Annotated in this window: 17 protein-coding genes; 3 read left to right on the plus strand and 14 right to left on the minus strand. The window is 62.0% G+C overall.

Going from position 1 to position 14700, the window contains the following annotated elements:
* Positions 1 to 344 precede the first annotated feature (344 nt).
* The 3 genes from IEW98_RS05335 to IEW98_RS05345 all read left to right on the plus strand — a co-directional run bounded on the left by IEW98_RS05335 (position 345) and on the right by IEW98_RS05345 (position 3083).
* Positions 345 to 1487: a reverse transcriptase domain-containing protein gene (locus IEW98_RS05335; protein ID WP_207792515.1), complete on the plus strand. Its 1143-nt coding sequence runs from the start codon at positions 345 to 347 to the stop codon at positions 1485 to 1487.
* A 362-nt stretch (positions 1488 to 1849) separates the two neighbouring features.
* Positions 1850 to 2509, plus strand: a complete 660-nt coding sequence (locus IEW98_RS05340; RefSeq protein ID WP_188761904.1) for an SOS response-associated peptidase family protein — start codon at positions 1850 to 1852, stop codon at positions 2507 to 2509.
* Positions 2510 to 2534: 25 nt separating this feature from the next.
* A complete protein-coding gene (locus IEW98_RS05345; RefSeq protein ID WP_188761905.1) occupies positions 2535 to 3083 on the plus strand; it encodes a hypothetical protein in 549 nt (182 codons plus the stop codon).
* Between the two features lie 81 nt (positions 3084 to 3164).
* Here the strand turns inward: IEW98_RS05345 and nuoF are convergent, their stop codons facing one another.
* The 14 genes from nuoF to IEW98_RS05415 all read right to left on the minus strand — a co-directional run bounded on the left by nuoF (position 3165) and on the right by IEW98_RS05415 (position 14691).
* Positions 3165 to 4472 carry an NADH-quinone oxidoreductase subunit NuoF gene (gene nuoF / locus IEW98_RS05350; RefSeq protein WP_188761906.1) on the minus strand — a complete coding sequence of 436 codons (1308 nt, stop codon included), beginning with the start codon at positions 4470 to 4472 and terminating at the stop codon, positions 3165 to 3167.
* Between the two features lie 28 nt (positions 4473 to 4500).
* Complete coding sequence (locus IEW98_RS05355) at positions 4501 to 4686, minus strand: hypothetical protein (RefSeq protein ID WP_188761907.1); 186 nt, start codon at positions 4684 to 4686, stop codon at positions 4501 to 4503.
* Positions 4683 to 5309: an NADH-quinone oxidoreductase subunit NuoE gene (gene nuoE, locus IEW98_RS05360; protein WP_243450587.1), complete on the minus strand. Its 627-nt coding sequence runs from the start codon at positions 5307 to 5309 to the stop codon at positions 4683 to 4685. The genes IEW98_RS05355 and nuoE overlap by 4 nt, the downstream gene beginning before the upstream one ends.
* 20 nt (positions 5310 to 5329) lie before the next feature.
* Positions 5330 to 6481, minus strand: a complete 1152-nt coding sequence (locus IEW98_RS05365) for an NADH-quinone oxidoreductase subunit D (protein WP_243450588.1) — start codon at positions 6479 to 6481, stop codon at positions 5330 to 5332.
* A gap of 79 nt (positions 6482 to 6560) precedes the next feature.
* Positions 6561 to 7220, minus strand: coding sequence for an NADH-quinone oxidoreductase subunit C (locus IEW98_RS05370; protein WP_308785498.1), 660 nt, complete (start codon positions 7218 to 7220; stop codon positions 6561 to 6563).
* Positions 7217 to 7786 carry a NuoB/complex I 20 kDa subunit family protein gene (locus IEW98_RS05375; RefSeq protein WP_243450564.1) on the minus strand — a complete coding sequence of 190 codons (570 nt, stop codon included), beginning with the start codon at positions 7784 to 7786 and terminating at the stop codon, positions 7217 to 7219. Before IEW98_RS05375 ends, IEW98_RS05370 begins: the two co-directional genes overlap by 4 nt.
* On the minus strand, positions 7777 to 8154 hold the full coding sequence (gene ndhC / locus IEW98_RS05380) for an NADH-quinone oxidoreductase subunit A (RefSeq protein WP_188761910.1): 378 nt from the start codon (positions 8152 to 8154) through the stop codon (positions 7777 to 7779). Before ndhC ends, IEW98_RS05375 begins: the two co-directional genes overlap by 10 nt.
* Positions 8155 to 8238: 84 nt before the next feature.
* Positions 8239 to 9846 (minus strand): M20/M25/M40 family metallo-hydrolase, encoded by a 1608-nt coding sequence (locus IEW98_RS05385; protein WP_188761911.1) that lies wholly within the window; start codon positions 9844 to 9846, stop codon positions 8239 to 8241.
* A 64-nt stretch (positions 9847 to 9910) separates the two neighbouring features.
* Positions 9911 to 10708, minus strand: a complete 798-nt coding sequence (locus tag IEW98_RS05390) for an inositol monophosphatase family protein (RefSeq protein WP_188761912.1) — start codon at positions 10706 to 10708, stop codon at positions 9911 to 9913.
* A 122-nt stretch (positions 10709 to 10830) separates the two neighbouring features.
* Positions 10831 to 11394 carry an elongation factor P gene (gene efp, locus IEW98_RS05395; RefSeq protein WP_188761913.1) on the minus strand — a complete coding sequence of 188 codons (564 nt, stop codon included), beginning with the start codon at positions 11392 to 11394 and terminating at the stop codon, positions 10831 to 10833.
* 71 nt (positions 11395 to 11465) lie between these two features.
* The gene (locus tag IEW98_RS05400) at positions 11466 to 12299 is read right to left on the minus strand and encodes a DUF5694 domain-containing protein (RefSeq protein WP_188761914.1); all 834 of its coding nucleotides are present in this window, start codon (positions 12297 to 12299) and stop codon (positions 11466 to 11468) included.
* A gap of 50 nt (positions 12300 to 12349) precedes the next feature.
* Positions 12350 to 13048: a thiamine phosphate synthase gene (gene thiE / locus IEW98_RS05405; RefSeq protein WP_188761915.1), complete on the minus strand. Its 699-nt coding sequence runs from the start codon at positions 13046 to 13048 to the stop codon at positions 12350 to 12352.
* A 57-nt stretch (positions 13049 to 13105) separates the two neighbouring features.
* Positions 13106 to 13783 (minus strand): O-methyltransferase, encoded by a 678-nt coding sequence (locus tag IEW98_RS05410; protein WP_188761916.1) that lies wholly within the window; start codon positions 13781 to 13783, stop codon positions 13106 to 13108.
* Positions 13783 to 14691 carry a class I fructose-bisphosphate aldolase gene (locus IEW98_RS05415; RefSeq protein WP_188762131.1) on the minus strand — a complete coding sequence of 303 codons (909 nt, stop codon included), beginning with the start codon at positions 14689 to 14691 and terminating at the stop codon, positions 13783 to 13785. Before IEW98_RS05415 ends, IEW98_RS05410 begins: the two co-directional genes overlap by 1 nt.
* Between the last annotated feature and the right edge of the window lie 9 nt (positions 14692 to 14700).

Below are 14700 nucleotides of genomic sequence, written 5' to 3' on the forward strand. Positions count from 1 at the left end.
GCGTCCGTCTACCGACAGGACCACTACCGCGCTCGTTCTGAATTACAGCAAGTCACACAGCAGTCACTGTCGAGTAACGAACGACCAGTGAACAATGGCCATTGCAATCCGTCTGTTAATGTCTACTATCAAAGCGTTGACTTTGGCGTGAAGCGCGGCAGGCGGGATAACCGTCGGGCACGTGAGTCACTGCTACGGCGAGGCAAAGACTCAGGTCGATGCCAAGTTCGCGCGGCACGGGCCTATTGGTTCCGCTGCGAAGGTCAGCGCAGCGTCAGATGGGTCAGGCTAACCGACAGGACCCGCGAGACGTGCAATCAAAATTACTCAAATCTGTTCATTCTATGCATAATCTTGAAATGGCTTGGCGAGTCATAGAACGCAATGGTCGGCATTCAAATTCGGAAGCCGTGCGCAATGAGATCGCTAGATTTGCCGAGGACCCCTCCAAAAAATTTCGATCTATGCAGCGGGCGCTTTCGCGAAGCGACTTCGTCTTCGAGCAAGCTCGGGGAGTTCCCATTCCTAAGGTTGATGCGAGAGGAAAGCCAACCGGCAAATACCGCCCAATTGTTTTAGCTCCACTTGAGGCTCGAATAGTTCAGAGAGCCCTACTGAATGTACTTGTGGAAATTCCGGCACTTGTCCCATTCGTGAACACGCCTTATAGTTTTGGAGGGCTCCGGAAGTCCAAGGGAAATTCTACGCTAGCCTCTAGCGATGATCGGAAGTCCATATCCGCGGTACCAGCAGCTATCGAAGCTATTTTAAATGAGATTTCAAAAGGCGCGCGCTATGTTGCGGGTGCAGATATTACGGCCTCCTTCACAAAAATATCAAAGTCTTCAGTTAGGAAGATCATTTCCGAGGCTGTTAACGATCAGGAATTGATGAACTTTTTCGACAAGGCTATTACGGTCGAGCTGTCCAATATAATACGCCTCCGAGAACTTGCTGATATTTTTCCTCGTGAGGATATTGGTGTGGCACAAGGAAATTCCTTGTCGCCACTTCTCGGGAATATACTATTGTTTGAGTTTGACCGGATCTTGAATGAAGGTGACTGCTCCTGCATCCGCTATATTGACGATTTTATCATCCTAGCTCCTTCTGAGAAGGCAGCAAATGCACGTATGCGCAAAGCCATTCAGTTGCTGGACGCCCACGGTATGACTTTAGCTCCCGAAAAATCCTCAGAGACCGGTGTTTCGATTGAGAAAGGATTCGAGTTTCTTGGAATCTCGATTGTTCCGGGCTTGATCCGTCCTACCACTAAAAAGCAGGAGAAATTTCTGGCATCGATCGATGCCATTATACTGGACAGCGAACGTGCATTGATTGGCCTTAGAAACTCCTCTGAAATCGATCCAAAACTATCGTTGATTGCAACTTTGAAGCGACTTGATGGCACGATTGGGGGCTGGGGAAAACATTACTGGTTCTGTAATGATATCACCTCGTTTCGGGCCATTGATGACAAGCTTTGAAAGAAGGTAAGAAGCTATTTGGGGTTGTATTCAAGTGTACGAACGGAACTGAGTGTAGATCGACAGCATTTACCGCTCGGATTGACTAACATCGCACAGCTCATCCGTCAGCCGTTTGGATATCCTAAGCTGAAGAAGGGTGATGTCGCGCAGAGGCTTGAACTGGGCTAGCCCGCCTGAGTTTGCTCGTGCGGGTACGCGGCCGGCGGCAAAGCCGCCGAGTCCGCAAAGACCAAGCAAGCCCAGCAAGAACGCGGCAAAGCCGCGCCGTCGGACGGGCTCGACGCGCTTCGCTCGCGTCGCCCCGCCGGCCGTGCCTGCGGCGTCTTGCAAGATACAAACGTATCTGGCAGCGCCTTGGCATGTGCAACGAAGTCGCTCGCCGTATCGCCCTCGGCCTCATCCGCGAGGACTTCAGCGAGCTCAAGATCGTCCTTAAATTCTCCGAAGGGCTCCCCAACCTCGCCGCCAGCGACAGCATCCGCATCACCGACACCACCGCCATCATCCGCGCCGCCGCCGACAACGAAGCCGACATGGTCCAGCGCCGCTGGAGCTGGCCCTCCCCCTCGAAAAAACCCGTCTACAACTACCGCTCCGAGGGCCGTGAGTTCGCCAACTCGGCAAAGGGCGGCCGGTGCCTCATCCCTGTCGACGGCTTCTACGAATTCACCACCCCGGAAACCCCGCCCGGCGACCCGAAGCCCGGCCGCCCAAAACCCGCTCGCAAAGACAAATGGCTGTTCACCGCCCGCGCCGCCGGCGCCAAACAAGACGCCAAGCCCCTCCTCTGCATCGCCGGCCTCTGGCGCGCCGATCCGCAAGTCGGCGAGGCCTTCACCATGCTCACCTGTGATCCCGGCCCCGACATTGCCCCCTATCACTCCCGCCAGATCGTCCTGATGCCTCGTGAACGCTGGGCCGACTGGCTCGCCGGCACCGTCCCCGCCGCCAGCCTGATCGCCCCCACCCCCGCCGGCACCCTCCTGGTCACGCCAGCAACGCCCCCTCTCGACAAATAGTACCATATGGGTTATATACGCGCCCATGGACACAAACCCCGACTTCACTCCCGTCCCACTCAAGGCACGCCACGACGGCTGGACTCCCGCGCGTCAGCATGAATTCATCATGCGCCTCGCCGACAGCGGCTTGGTCGCCGCCGCCGCCCGGCATGTCGGCATGAGCCTGCAGTCCGCCTACCGCCTGGGCCGCCACCACGATGCCGGTGATTTCCGCCTCGCATGGGATGCGGCGCTCGACCAGGCCGCCATGCAATTCGAACAGATTGCCGTCGAACGCGTCATCCACGGCGATGTCGAAACTGTCGAGAAAGCCGGCGCCGTCGTCCGCAGCACCCGCAAGCCGTGCAGCGACCGCCTGCTCATCTACATGATGGAACGCACCCGCCGCCGCCGCACTAACGCCGTGCCGGCCTATGGCGACCCGCAGGCCCACGAAGCCGGCAAGCTCGCCGATTTCGCCCGCGTCGCCCGGAATTTTCCCGACCGCCCCGGCCTCGAAGGCCCGGAACTCGATATCTGGGACCTCCGCAACATGCAGGAACCGCCAAAGATCACCAGCGCGGCGGACTAACCTTTATCACCTTTGAACCCGGCCGCCGCACCGCCGCCTGAAACAACCCCGGGACAGTCCCGCAACCGCCCCCAAAAGCCCCTATTCGGCCGCAACCGCCATCGCCGGCACCGCAATAAAGCCCTTGCGGCGCGCGATCCGACCCTCGATCTCGGGCCGGAAGTGCCGGATCAACCCCTGGATCGGCCACGCCGCCGCATCGCCGAGCGCACAGATGGTATGCCCCTCGATCTCGGTCGTGACCTCCAGCAGCAGGTCGATTTCATGGGGTTCGGCGTCACCGGTGACCAACCGCTCCATGACCCGCCACATCCACCCAGTCCCCTCGCGGCAAGGCGTGCACTGGCCGCACGACTCATGCTTGTAGAAATAGCTAAGCCGCGCAATTGCCCGGACAATATCGGTCGACTTGTCCATGACGATGATCGCCGCCGTACCCAGCCCGGACTTCAGGTCCTTCAACCCGTCGAAATCCATCGGCGCATCGATAATCTCATGCGCCGGCACCAGCGGCACCGAAGAACCCCCTGGAATCACAGCCAAAAGGTTATCCCAGCCACCACGAATCCCGCCGCAATGCACGTCGATCAACTCGCGAAACGGGATTCCCATCGCCTCCTCGACCACGCAGGGCTTGTTCACATGCCCGCTGATCTGGAACAGCTTGGTCCCCTCGTTCTTCGGCCGCCCGATCGCCGCGAACCAAGCCGGTCCCCGCCGCAGGATCGTCGGCGCAACCGCAATGGATTCAACGTTGTTGACCGTCGTCGGATTGCCATACAGGCCCGCGCCGGCCGGAAACGGCGGCTTCAACCGCGGCTGGCCCTTCTTGCCCTCAAGGCTCTCGAGCATCGCGGTTTCCTCGCCGCAGATATACGCCCCTGCCCCGCGGTGGACGACGACATCGAAGTCATACCCCGACCCACACGCATTCTTGCCAATCAAACCAGCAGCATAGGCCTCGCGCACCGCCGCAAACAGTGTCTCGGCCTCGCGCACATACTCGCCGCGAATATAGATATACGCCGCCACCGCCCGCATCGCGAACCCGGCAACCAGCGCGCCTTCGATCAACTTGTGCGGATCGTGCCGGATGATCTCGCGATCCTTGCAGCTCCCCGGCTCGGACTCATCGGCATTGATCACCAGGTACGACGGCCGCTCGGGATTCGGCGTCTTCGGCATGAAGGACCATTTCATGCCGGTCGGGAAACCCGCCCCACCGCGCCCACGCAGCCCCGACGCCTTGATGGCATCGACGATCGCATCCGGCCCAACCGCGAGCAGCGCCTTGGTGTCCTCCCAATCGCCGCGCTTGCGCGCCGCCTCGAGGTTCCATGGCTGGAACCCATAAAGGTTGGTAAAAATACGATCCCGATCAGCGAGCACGGCGCGCGATCCCTTCCAAAACAGTCATTTATCCGGCACCAAGCTTGCGAGACCTAACCCGCAGCGCAATCCCGAGCGCCAGCAAAACCGTGCCCATAACCGAAAGCCCCCGCGACGGCGCAGCATAAAACGACAGGAAAACCGACACCAACAGCACGACGATCGCCGAGACCATGAATACCATGCCAACGCCCGCCGCGATCTTCGGCGTCACTGCGCGGTCTCGAGCAACGACGTCGGTCCACCGTCCGGGCAACTCGCCGTCCGGCCGATCTGCGACCCCGGCGTTGGCACGTCGCCAGCGGCAAACGCATCGAGAATGCCGGCCATGGTCTCGTACGTCAGGTCCTCGTAATTATCATCGTTGATCTGCACCATTGGCGCATTGGCGCACGCACCCAGACACTCGACTTCGGTCAGCGTGAACAGCCCGTCCGGCGTGTTGGCGCCCTTGACCAACCCCTTGTCCTTGCAGGCCCGCAGCAGATCGTCGGAGCCCCGCAACTGGCACGGCGTCGTCCCGCAAACTTGGACATGAAACCGCCCGATCGGCTTCAAATTGTACATCGTATAGAAGCTGGCCACCTCGTAAACCCGGATATACGGCATCGACAACGTCCGCGCGATGAACTCGAGCACCGGCACCGGCAACCAAGCGCTGCCGGTCGCAGCGCCTATCTGGCCCTGTGCCAGCCACAACAGCGGCATCACCGCCGAAGCCTGGCGGGCGGCCGGATACAGCGCGATAACGCGGTCTGCCTCGACGGCATTCTCGCCGGTCCAGGCAAAATCGGCGAATGGCTTGGCCTTGGGCGCCGCGGCCGCCGTGTCGGAAATGGTCGCGTAAGTTCCGCCGCTCACCGGTCGACCTCCCCGAAAACGATATCGAGCGACCCCAGGATCGCCGGCGCATCGGCCAGCATATGGCCCTTGCACAGGAAATCCATCGCCTGCAGGTGCGCCATGCCAGTCGCCCGCACATGGCATCGCCACGGCTTGTTGGTGCCATCGGCGACCATGAAGATACCGAACTCACCCTTGGGGCTCTCAGTCGCAACATAGGCCTCACCGGCCGGCACATGCAGGCCCTCGGTGTACAGCTTGAAGTGATGGATCAGCGCCTCCATCGAACGCTTCATCTCGCCGCGCGATGGCGGCGAAACCTTCCGATCAAGCGTCGCGTGCCGCCCCGCCGGCATTTCGGCAAGGCACTGCCGGATGATGCGCAGCGACTGCCGCATCTCGTCCATCCGCACCATGAAGCGCGCATAGCAATCGCCGTCGTCGGACATGATCACGTCGAAATCCATGCGATCATAGGCGTCGTAAGGCTGGCTCTTGCGCAAGTCCCAGGCAACGCCCGAGGCGCGGATGCAGGGACCGGTAAAGCCCCAGGCAATCGCGTCTTCCTTCGAAATCACGCCGATATCGACATTGCGCTGCTTGAAGATGCGGTTGTCGGCAACGAGCCCCTGGATCTCGTCGAGGACCCGCAGATAGCCGTCAGCCCAATCCTTGATGTCGCCAAGCAAGCCATCGGGCAGCTCCTGGTGAACGCCGCCGGGCCGGAAATAGGCCGCATGGAAACGCGCGCCCGATACCCGCTCATAGAACTCGAGCAGTTTCTCGCGCTCCTCGAACATCCACAGGATCGGCGTCATCGCGCCGACATCCATGGCGTGCGTCGTCACATTCAGGATGTGGTTCAAGATCCGCGTGATCTCGGCAAACATCGTGCGTATGTACTTGGCCCGCAGCGGCACCTCGATGCCCGCCAACTTCTCGATAGCGAGCACATAGCTATGCTCCATGCACATCGGGCTGACGTAATCCAGCCGGTCCATATACGGCAGCGCCTGCAGATACGTCTTGTATTCGATCAGCTTTTCGGTGCCGCGGTGAAGCAGCCCAATGTGCGGATCGCAGCGCTCGATGATCTCGCCGTCGAGCTCCATGACCAGCCGCAACACGCCGTGCGCCGCCGGGTGCTGCGGCCCGAAATTGATCATGTAGTTCTGGATGGCGTTGCCGTCCCGCGCCGGCAAAACGTCGATATTGTCTTCGGCGCGCCAAGCAACGCCTGCGAGTTCAACCACCGATCTTCTCCGCCTTCTCATCGCCCGGCAGCACGTAATCCGTACCCTCCCAGGGCGAGAGGAAATCAAAACTGCGGAAATCCTGCGCCAGCTTCACCGGCTCATAGACCACCCGCTTGTGCTCCTCGGAATAGCGCAGCTCGACATAGCCGGTCAGCGGGAAGTCCTTGCGGAACGGGTGCCCTTCGAAACCATAGTCGGTCAGGATGCGGCGCAAATCCGGATTGCCTTCGAACAGCACGCCATAACAATCCCAGGTCTCGCGCTCGTACCAGCCGGCGACGGGGAACAATCCCGTCAGCGACGGCACGGGAGTCCGTGCATCGGTCGTCACCTTAACCCGCAGGCGCAAATTCTTCGCCATCGACAGCAGCTGGTAAACAACGTCGAAACGCTCGGCGCGATCGGGGTAATCGACCCCGCAAATATCGATCAACTGGTTGAGCCGCAGCGCCGGATCATCGCGCAGCTTCGTCACCGCACCGACCAGGCCCTCGCGCGTGACGACAACGCACGCTTCGCCGACATGCTCGTAAATCTCGACAATCGCGTCGCCGAGCAACGCCGTCAGATGTGCCTCGATGCCATCGACGACGCTCATCACCGGCCAACTGTGCCGGCCAAGCTCGGGATTCACCACTAGCGCCGTCACCGTTCGAAACTCCCGACACGGCGGATTTTCCGCTGCAGCGCCAGCACACCATACAGCAGCGCTTCGGCAGTCGGCGGGCATCCCGGAACATAGATATCGACCGGCACGATCCGGTCGCAACCGCGCACCACCGAATAGCTGTAGTGATAATAGCCGCCACCATTGGCGCAACTGCCCATCGAAATGACGTAGCGCGGTTCGGCCATCTGGTCATAAACCCGGCGCAGCGCCGGCGCCATCTTGTTGCACAGCGTGCCCGCGACGATCATCACGTCGGACTGGCGCGGCGACGCCCGCGGCGCAACGCCGAAACGCTCGAGATCATAGCGCGGCATGTTGGTGTGCATCATCTCGACAGCGCAGCACGCCAGCCCGAACGTCATCCACCACATCGAGCCGGTGCGCGCCCAATGGAACAAGTCCTCGGTCGAGGTGACGAGGAAACCCTTGTCATCGACTTCCTTGCTCAGGTCGCCGAGGAACTGGTCGCGATTGTTCTCGGGCAGCGCCAGGCCGCGGAACTGCTGGTCTTCGGTCAGGCCCTCGGGCACGGAAATCACTCCCATTCCAGGGCTCCCACCTTCCAGGCAAACACCAGCCCGATGGTTAGTTCAGCAAGGAACTCCATCATTGCCCACCACGCCGCCGGCCCGCCCCAATGCAGCGAAACTGCCCAAGGGAACAGGAACGCCGCCTCGAGATCGAAGACGATGAACAGGATCGCGACGAGATAGAAGCGCACATCGAACTGCGCCCGGCTGTCCGAAAACGCCGGGAATCCGCTCTCATATTCGCTCAGCTTGATCGTATCCGGCTTCGACGTGCCCGCGAGTTTCGACACCAGCATCGGCGCGCCGACGAAAATCAACGCGAAGACAATCCCGACCGCCAGGAACAGCAGGATCGGCAAATATTGATGGGCAATCTCGGACATGGCCGAAAAGGGCTTTCGATCGAGGAGTCGTGTTGCCCGCCTTCTATGCCGCAGCGCAGCGCCTAGCAAGTGCGGCGCGTTCCCTCATTCTTCATCGTCGACATAGGCAAACGGGTCGGTCTCCTTCGGCCGGGTCGGCAACGGCGGCCGCGGCAACGGCGCATCGGCGTTCGCCGCATTCCACAGGAAGCTCGCCATGATGACCGAAGCCTGGCGCAAATCCGCCGCCTTCAGATGATCGAAGGTGTCGACATCCGAATGGTGCGTCCGCGTTTCATAGTCGAGAGGGTCCTGGATGAACTGGAACCCCGGCAGCCCGACCGACTGCATGAAGACATGGTCGGTGCCCGTGGTGCGGCTCGAAACCACCGCGTCGGCGCCCATGCCGGCAAACGGAGCCAGCCACTGTGTAAACGTCGCCGCGACCGCTGGATTACCCTCGGCATAGATGCCGCGGATCTTGCCCGAGCCATTGTCGAGGTTGAAATACGCCGCCAACTCATTGAATTCGGACTTCGGCGTGATCGGATACCGCGTCGGCCAGGTGTAATAGGGGTTGACCTTGGCCAGCGCCGGATCGGTGATCGGCGCCCGCGTCACCAGATGCTGGACGAGATAGGCGATGCTGCCGTACAGCCCCTGCTCCTCGCCGGACCAGAGCGCAAAACGGATCGCCCGCTTCGGCTTGACCCCGAGCCCTGCTAAAATCCGCGCTGCCTCCATCACTACCGCCGAGCCAGCCGCATTATCGGTCGCCCCATCCGCCCCAACCCACGAATCGAGATGCGCCCCTGCCATCACATACCCCGCCTTGGGATCACGACCCGGCAAGTCGGCAATGACATTGTTGGCGCGCGTATCGGCCGAATGAAAGGTCACCCGCGTGTCGATTTCCAGCGCCACCGGCTCGCTGCCCTTGGCCAGCCGCGCCAGCCGCCGATAATCCTCCGCCGCCATCTGTATGCCGGGCACCCGGCGCGCATCGCCCGCCGCATAGCCCTCGCCCTCGCCCGAAATCAGCCCGCCATCGCGATAGGATTTCGAAACCCATGCCTTGGCGCCCTCGGCCGCCAGGAACGCATCGCGCCGCGCCCCGAAACCGTCACGCCTGATCGTCTTGGCGAGATCTGCAGCGCTCGTTTTGGGCTGGTCGAACACATCGAGCTTGGTGATCGCCGGGCTGTCATAGCGCTCGAACGCCGCGTCCTTCGGCTCATCTGCCTCCCCGGGCATGCTGACCAGCACGATCTTGCCCGCCAGCTTGCCGCGCCACTTGGCAAAATCCCGGTCCCGGCGCAGCGGCGCCACGACGATCGGCGCAGTCACCGCGCCGCCGGTCCCCGGAGTCCACGCCACCGGAATCGACCGCAGCGTCAGCACCCGCGGCGCCGTCATCCGCACCTGCGAACTATCGATCGACCACCCCTGCCCGAATTCGAACGGCTCCAACCGTGCATTCGACAGGCCATATTCGGCGAACCGTTGACGGGTCCAGTTCTCGGCGGCGCGCATCTGCGGCGAGTTGGTCATCCGGCCGCCGATCCGGTCGGTCAGATACGCCACCGTCTCCATGACGTCGCCGTGGTTCATCCCGGCATCAATGATCCGGCCGTTCACGACAGGGTCGGGCACCGCAGCAATTGCAGGCATGGCAGCGGCCAGCGCCAAAGCGGCGCAAAACGTCAAACGCATGTATTTTCCCCGAAGTTCAGACAACGAAGCTAAGCTGCCGAAATCTCCGTGGCAAGCGCAGGCCTTACCGAACCGCACCCGCAACCAGACGGTGCAGCTTCGACTGGATATTGCCATTGGCGGCAACGATTTCCGACCGCGCCACCATATTGTCCTGGCCGCGATAATCGGTCACGAAACCGCCGGCCTCGCGCACCAGCAATATGCCGGCCGCCACGTCCCAATACTGCAAGCCCGACTCCCAAAAGCCGTCGAAGCGCCCCGCCGCGACCCAGGCAAGATCGAGCGAAGCGGCGCCGAAACGCCGAACCCCGGCAACCTCGGGCATGACGGCCGACAGGATGCCCGAGAACTCATTGAACTTGCCATGGCCCTGGAACGGGATGCCAGTCGCCACGACGCAATCGACAAGGTCGCGCCGTGCCGAAACGCGCAAACGGCGATCCGACAACCACGCGCCCCTGCCCTTTTCGGCCCAGAAACTCTCGCCCGTCAAAGGCTGGTGCACCAGGCCGGCAACGACTTCACCATGGACTTCGGCCGCAATCGAAATCGCGAAATGCGGCATGCCGTGGAGAAAATTCGTCGTCCCGTCGAGCGGATCGACGATCCACCGCGCCTGGTTATCGCGCCCGATGGTCTCGCCCGATTCTTCCATCAACAGGCCCCAATCGGGGCGCGCGTGCATCAGCACCTCGCCGATCGCCTGTTCGGCGGCGCGGTCAGCGTTCGACACGAAATCGGCAGGCCCCTTGCGGCTGACCTGCAGCGCATCGACCTCGTTGAAATCCCGGCGCAACCGCGGCGCCGCCTTGCGAGCGGCCTTTTCCATCACGGTGATCAGGGCAGAATGCGCAACCATATTAGTCCTTCTTCCCCTCTACCCTTGCGGGAGAGGGCGACCCGCGCAAAGCGCGGCGGGGTGAGGGGTCGTTGCTGCTTACGCCCCCTCACCCCGGGCCAGCAGCAGTAAAGACCGTAAAATCAGTCGGCGCGCCGCACATATTCGCGCTCATACGTATCAACGACGATCTTCGTCCCCGCGTTAATAAACGGCGGCACCATCACGCGCACGCCATTCTCGAGGATCGCCGGCTTATAGCTCGAAGACGCCGTCTGGCCCTTCACGACCGCCTCGGTATCGCGGATCACTGCTTCGATCGTATCGGGCAACTGCACCGAAATCGGCTTTTCGTCATAGGTTTCCATGACGACATCCATGCCGTCCTGCAAAAACTCGGCCGCATCGCCAAGCAGATCGCGCGGCAGGCTGACCTGGTCGTAGTTCAGCTTGTCCATGAAGGTCAGGTCATCGCCCTCGGCATAGAGGAACTGGAAATCACGCGTATCGAGCCGCACCTTCTCGACCGACTCCGCCGAGCGGAAACGCTCGTTGGTCTTGCGGCCATCGATCAAATTCTTGAGCTCGACCTGCATATAGGCACCGCCCTTGCCCGGCTGCGTATGCTGGATCTTCACCGCGCGCCACAGCCCGCCCTGATACTCGAGGATGTTGCCGGGGCGGATATCGACACTGTTGATCTTCACGGGGGATGGTCTCTTTGCCGAAACGGGAAGCGGCAGCCCTTAGCCGCTTCCGGCCCCGCTGCCAACTCGCGCTATTTCGCCTTTGCCAAGTACGGCAGCACATCGACGTTGCGATAGCCCGGCACCAGGCCGGCGAAATGGCGCAGCCAGAAGCCGTGGCCGCCGCCATAAACGACCAGCACCCGGTCTCCGGGTTTCGCTACCTGCATCAGCTTCCCGAAGATCTTGGCGTTACGCAGATACCAGGCAGCGTTGAGGTCGGCCCCGGTCTGCGCATCACGGTCGCCGATCGCCAGCATCCCGTAATAGCTGTCCATATTGCCCTGGATCCCGGCCGGATCGTTCATCTTCAGCAGCATCTGCCCGACGCTATGGGTCTTTTGCGCCGCCTCGAAGTTTTTCAACCAGGCCACCACCGGCACGCCGAGCGCCTCGAGCGCGGCCGTCTGGCCAAACTTGGCCGCGGTTTCCTGCACCTTGCTATAGGGATAATAGTCGGGCTCTCCGTCCTTTGATTGCTCGTCGATGCCGTTCACGGTCTTCAAACCCGCCTGCCGCGCCGTACGATAGCCGATCTGGACGATCTCGTTGGCTTCCTTTGCCAGCATCGCATCATTGAAGCTGGCGTATTCGGCGATCGCAAAGTCCGGCGCCTCGCTCTGCATCTCGACCATCACGTGGGTCGGCCGAAACATCGCCAGCGCCTTTGCAACGCGGTCGAGATCACGCTGCCGCTTCGGTATCAGCACGGAATCGACCTTGACGTTGTGCGTGTCCAACCCCGGATTGCCGAAATGATAGGCGCCCAGCACCATGACCTCGACCGGCGCAACTATCGGCGCCGAATTCGCCGCCACAGGCACCAGGGCGACCGCCGCGAGTAATGCATATCCTAACATCGCCATCCCCCGCGTGTATTGCCGTCCATACACACTTGGCGATCGCCTCCTACCTGTCAAGCCGTGCCATCGCCGAGCACCGAAGCGAATGACGCCACCCCCGACGCCGGGCCATTTGGATGCTTCCAAACCGCATTGACCACCGCGATGAAGTCCGCCCCCGCAGCCACGATCGGCGCCGCATTGTCCGGCGTGATCCCGCCGATGGCCACGCACGGCAACTGGCTCAATACCGTCCACCACGACAGGATCTCGGGCCCCGGACGATACTGGCTCGGCTTGGTCGTCGTCTCGTAGAACGCCCCGAATGCCACATAATCGGCACCCTCCTCGCCGGCTTCCATCGCCAAATGCCGGCTATCGTGGCACGTCCGCCCGATCTGCGCATCGCGCCCCAGCAGAGCCCGCGCCTCGGCAATCGCGCCGTCCGACTGGCCCAGATGCACGCCATCAGCACCAATTTTGGCAGCCAGGTCGGCGCGATCGTTGAGCAGGAACGCCACCTCATGATCGTTGCAGATCGGCAGCAATGCCTCCGCCGCGCGCAGCACTTCGTCGTCCGAAACATCCTTCAACCGAAGCTGAAACGCGGCAACCGGACCCCCGCCCAGCGCCGCCTTCAACGCCTCGACAAAGTCCGGCAACACGATCGCCGGCGGCGACACGACATAAAGCTGGCACGCCGGCCGGAACTGCCGGTCGAAGCGATCGCCGAACCCCGGATCGAGCGGGATCATTTCATCATTATCAGTCATCGGCGGCACAAACTCCCAAGGGACGCAGCCCTATCCGCCGCATCCTTCCCCGGCAAGTCAGGCCGCGCCGACATGGATGAGCATGAAGCCATCCCAATGCTTGGCGCCGACGGTCTGGATCGCCGTCGCCGCCAGCCGCGGCTGCAGCGCAATCTCGTCGAACAGCGCCCGCGTTCCGATGACCCGCGGATCGTCGCTATCGGCATCGAGGATCGCGCCTTCGCGAACGACATTGTCGACGATGATCATCGCCCCAGGCCGGCACAGCGCCATCGACGCGCGCAGATACGCGACATTGCCCGGCTTGTCGGCGTCGATGAATACCATGTCGAAGTCGCCCTCGCCGGCGGCGATCATCGCCTCCAGCGTTTCGATCGCCGCCCCGACGCGCACCTGGGCGCGCCCGCCCGCGCCGGCATTGTCGAGGTTCCGCACTGCCACCGCGGCATGCAGCGGCTCGAGCTCGAGGCTGATCAGACAGCCATCCTTCGGCAGCGCCCGCAGCAGGCAGATCGTCGAATAACCGCCGAGCGTGCCAACCTCGAGTATTCGCCGCGCGCCGATCATCCGCGCCAGCAGCTCGAGCATGCGCCCCTGCGCCGCCGACACGTCGATGGGCGGCAATCCGGCCGCTGCATTCGCTGCCAGCGCCGCTTCGAGCGCCCGATCGACAGGCAGCAGCTTCGACGCGATATAAGCATCGACCGCCGCCGCCTGCAGGTTATCGGGCGTCATCAATCCTGGCCAAGATAGATGTCGATGACCTTGTCGAGCATCGCCAGTGCCTCGGCGCGCGGCCGCTGGAAGGTGTTGCGGCCGATGATCGAGCCATTGCCGCCGCCGTCGCGAATATCGCGCGCATCCTGGTAGATCGCATCAGCGCCCTTCGACGCACCGCCCGAGAACACCACGATCCGGCGACCGTTGAAACACGCCTTCGCCACATGCGCGACGCGCTTGGCCTGGGTCGACCAATCGCCGTCCTCATACGCCTTTTTGGCGTCCTTCTGCTCGATATGGTCGGTCGGCAGCTTTACCTTGATAATGTGCGCGCCGGCCAGCGCCGCCATGTGCGCGGCATAGGCACCGACATCGAGCGCCAGTTCGCCGGCCTTGGAAATCTCGCCGCCGCGTGGATACGACCAGATCACCGTCGCGATGCCGACCGCCTTGGCTTCGCTCGACAGTTCGCGGATTTCTTCCATCAGCTCGAAGATATCGTCCGAACCCGGATAGATAGTAAAACCGATCGCCGAGCAACCGAGACGCAGCGCGTCCTCGACCGTCCCGGTGACCGCCTGGTTGATGCTCGTCGACCAGCTGTTCGAGCTGTTGACCTTGAGGATCGTCGGGATCTGCCCAGCAAACGTATCGGCGCCCGCCTCGATCATGCCCAAAGGCGCGGCATAGGCCGACAGCCCGGCATCGATCGCCAGCTGAAAATGGTAATGTGGGTCATAGGCATCGGGGTTGGGCGCAAAGCTGCGCGCCGGGCCGTGTTCGAAACCCTGGTCGACCGGCAGGATCACCAGCTTGCCGGTGCCGCCCAGCCGGCCCTGCATCAGCATCCGCGCCAGGTTTGCCTTGGTGCCGGGATTGTCGCTTTCGTAGTTAGCGAGAATGGCGCGGACTGCCGGGGTCATCGATGTGGT

This window comes from Sandarakinorhabdus glacialis, from assembly GCF_014643455.1.
Lineage (GTDB): Bacteria > Pseudomonadota > Alphaproteobacteria > Sphingomonadales > Sphingomonadaceae > Sandarakinorhabdus > Sandarakinorhabdus glacialis.

Bases quoted from the DNA above. Each gene is read 5' to 3' on its own strand.
- IEW98_RS05415 (WP_188762131.1), bottom strand. From the start codon at position 14,691: ATGACCCCGGCAGTCCGCGCCATTCTCGCTAACTACGAAAGCGACAAT.
- IEW98_RS05375 (WP_243450564.1), bottom strand. From the start codon at position 7,786: ATGGGAGTGATTTCCGTGCCCGAGGGCCTGACCGAAGACCAGCAGTTC.
- IEW98_RS05400 (WP_188761914.1), bottom strand. From the start codon at position 12,299: ATGGCGATGTTAGGATATGCATTACTCGCGGCGGTCGCCCTGGTGCCT.
- IEW98_RS05340 (WP_188761904.1), top strand. From the start codon at position 1,850: ATGTGCAACGAAGTCGCTCGCCGTATCGCCCTCGGCCTCATCCGCGAG.
- IEW98_RS05335 (WP_207792515.1), top strand. From the start codon at position 345: ATGCATAATCTTGAAATGGCTTGGCGAGTCATAGAACGCAATGGTCGG.
- IEW98_RS05385 (WP_188761911.1), bottom strand. From the start codon at position 9,846: ATGCGTTTGACGTTTTGCGCCGCTTTGGCGCTGGCCGCTGCCATGCCT.
- IEW98_RS05365 (WP_243450588.1), bottom strand. From the start codon at position 6,481: ATGATCAATTTCGGGCCGCAGCACCCGGCGGCGCACGGCGTGTTGCGG.
- IEW98_RS05410 (WP_188761916.1), bottom strand. From the start codon at position 13,783: ATGACGCCCGATAACCTGCAGGCGGCGGCGGTCGATGCTTATATCGCG.
- ndhC (WP_188761910.1), bottom strand. From the start codon at position 8,154: ATGTCCGAGATTGCCCATCAATATTTGCCGATCCTGCTGTTCCTGGCG.
- thiE (WP_188761915.1), bottom strand. From the start codon at position 13,048: ATGACTGATAATGATGAAATGATCCCGCTCGATCCGGGGTTCGGCGAT.
- IEW98_RS05390 (WP_188761912.1), bottom strand. From the start codon at position 10,708: ATGGTTGCGCATTCTGCCCTGATCACCGTGATGGAAAAGGCCGCTCGC.
- IEW98_RS05345 (WP_188761905.1), top strand. From the start codon at position 2,535: ATGGACACAAACCCCGACTTCACTCCCGTCCCACTCAAGGCACGCCAC.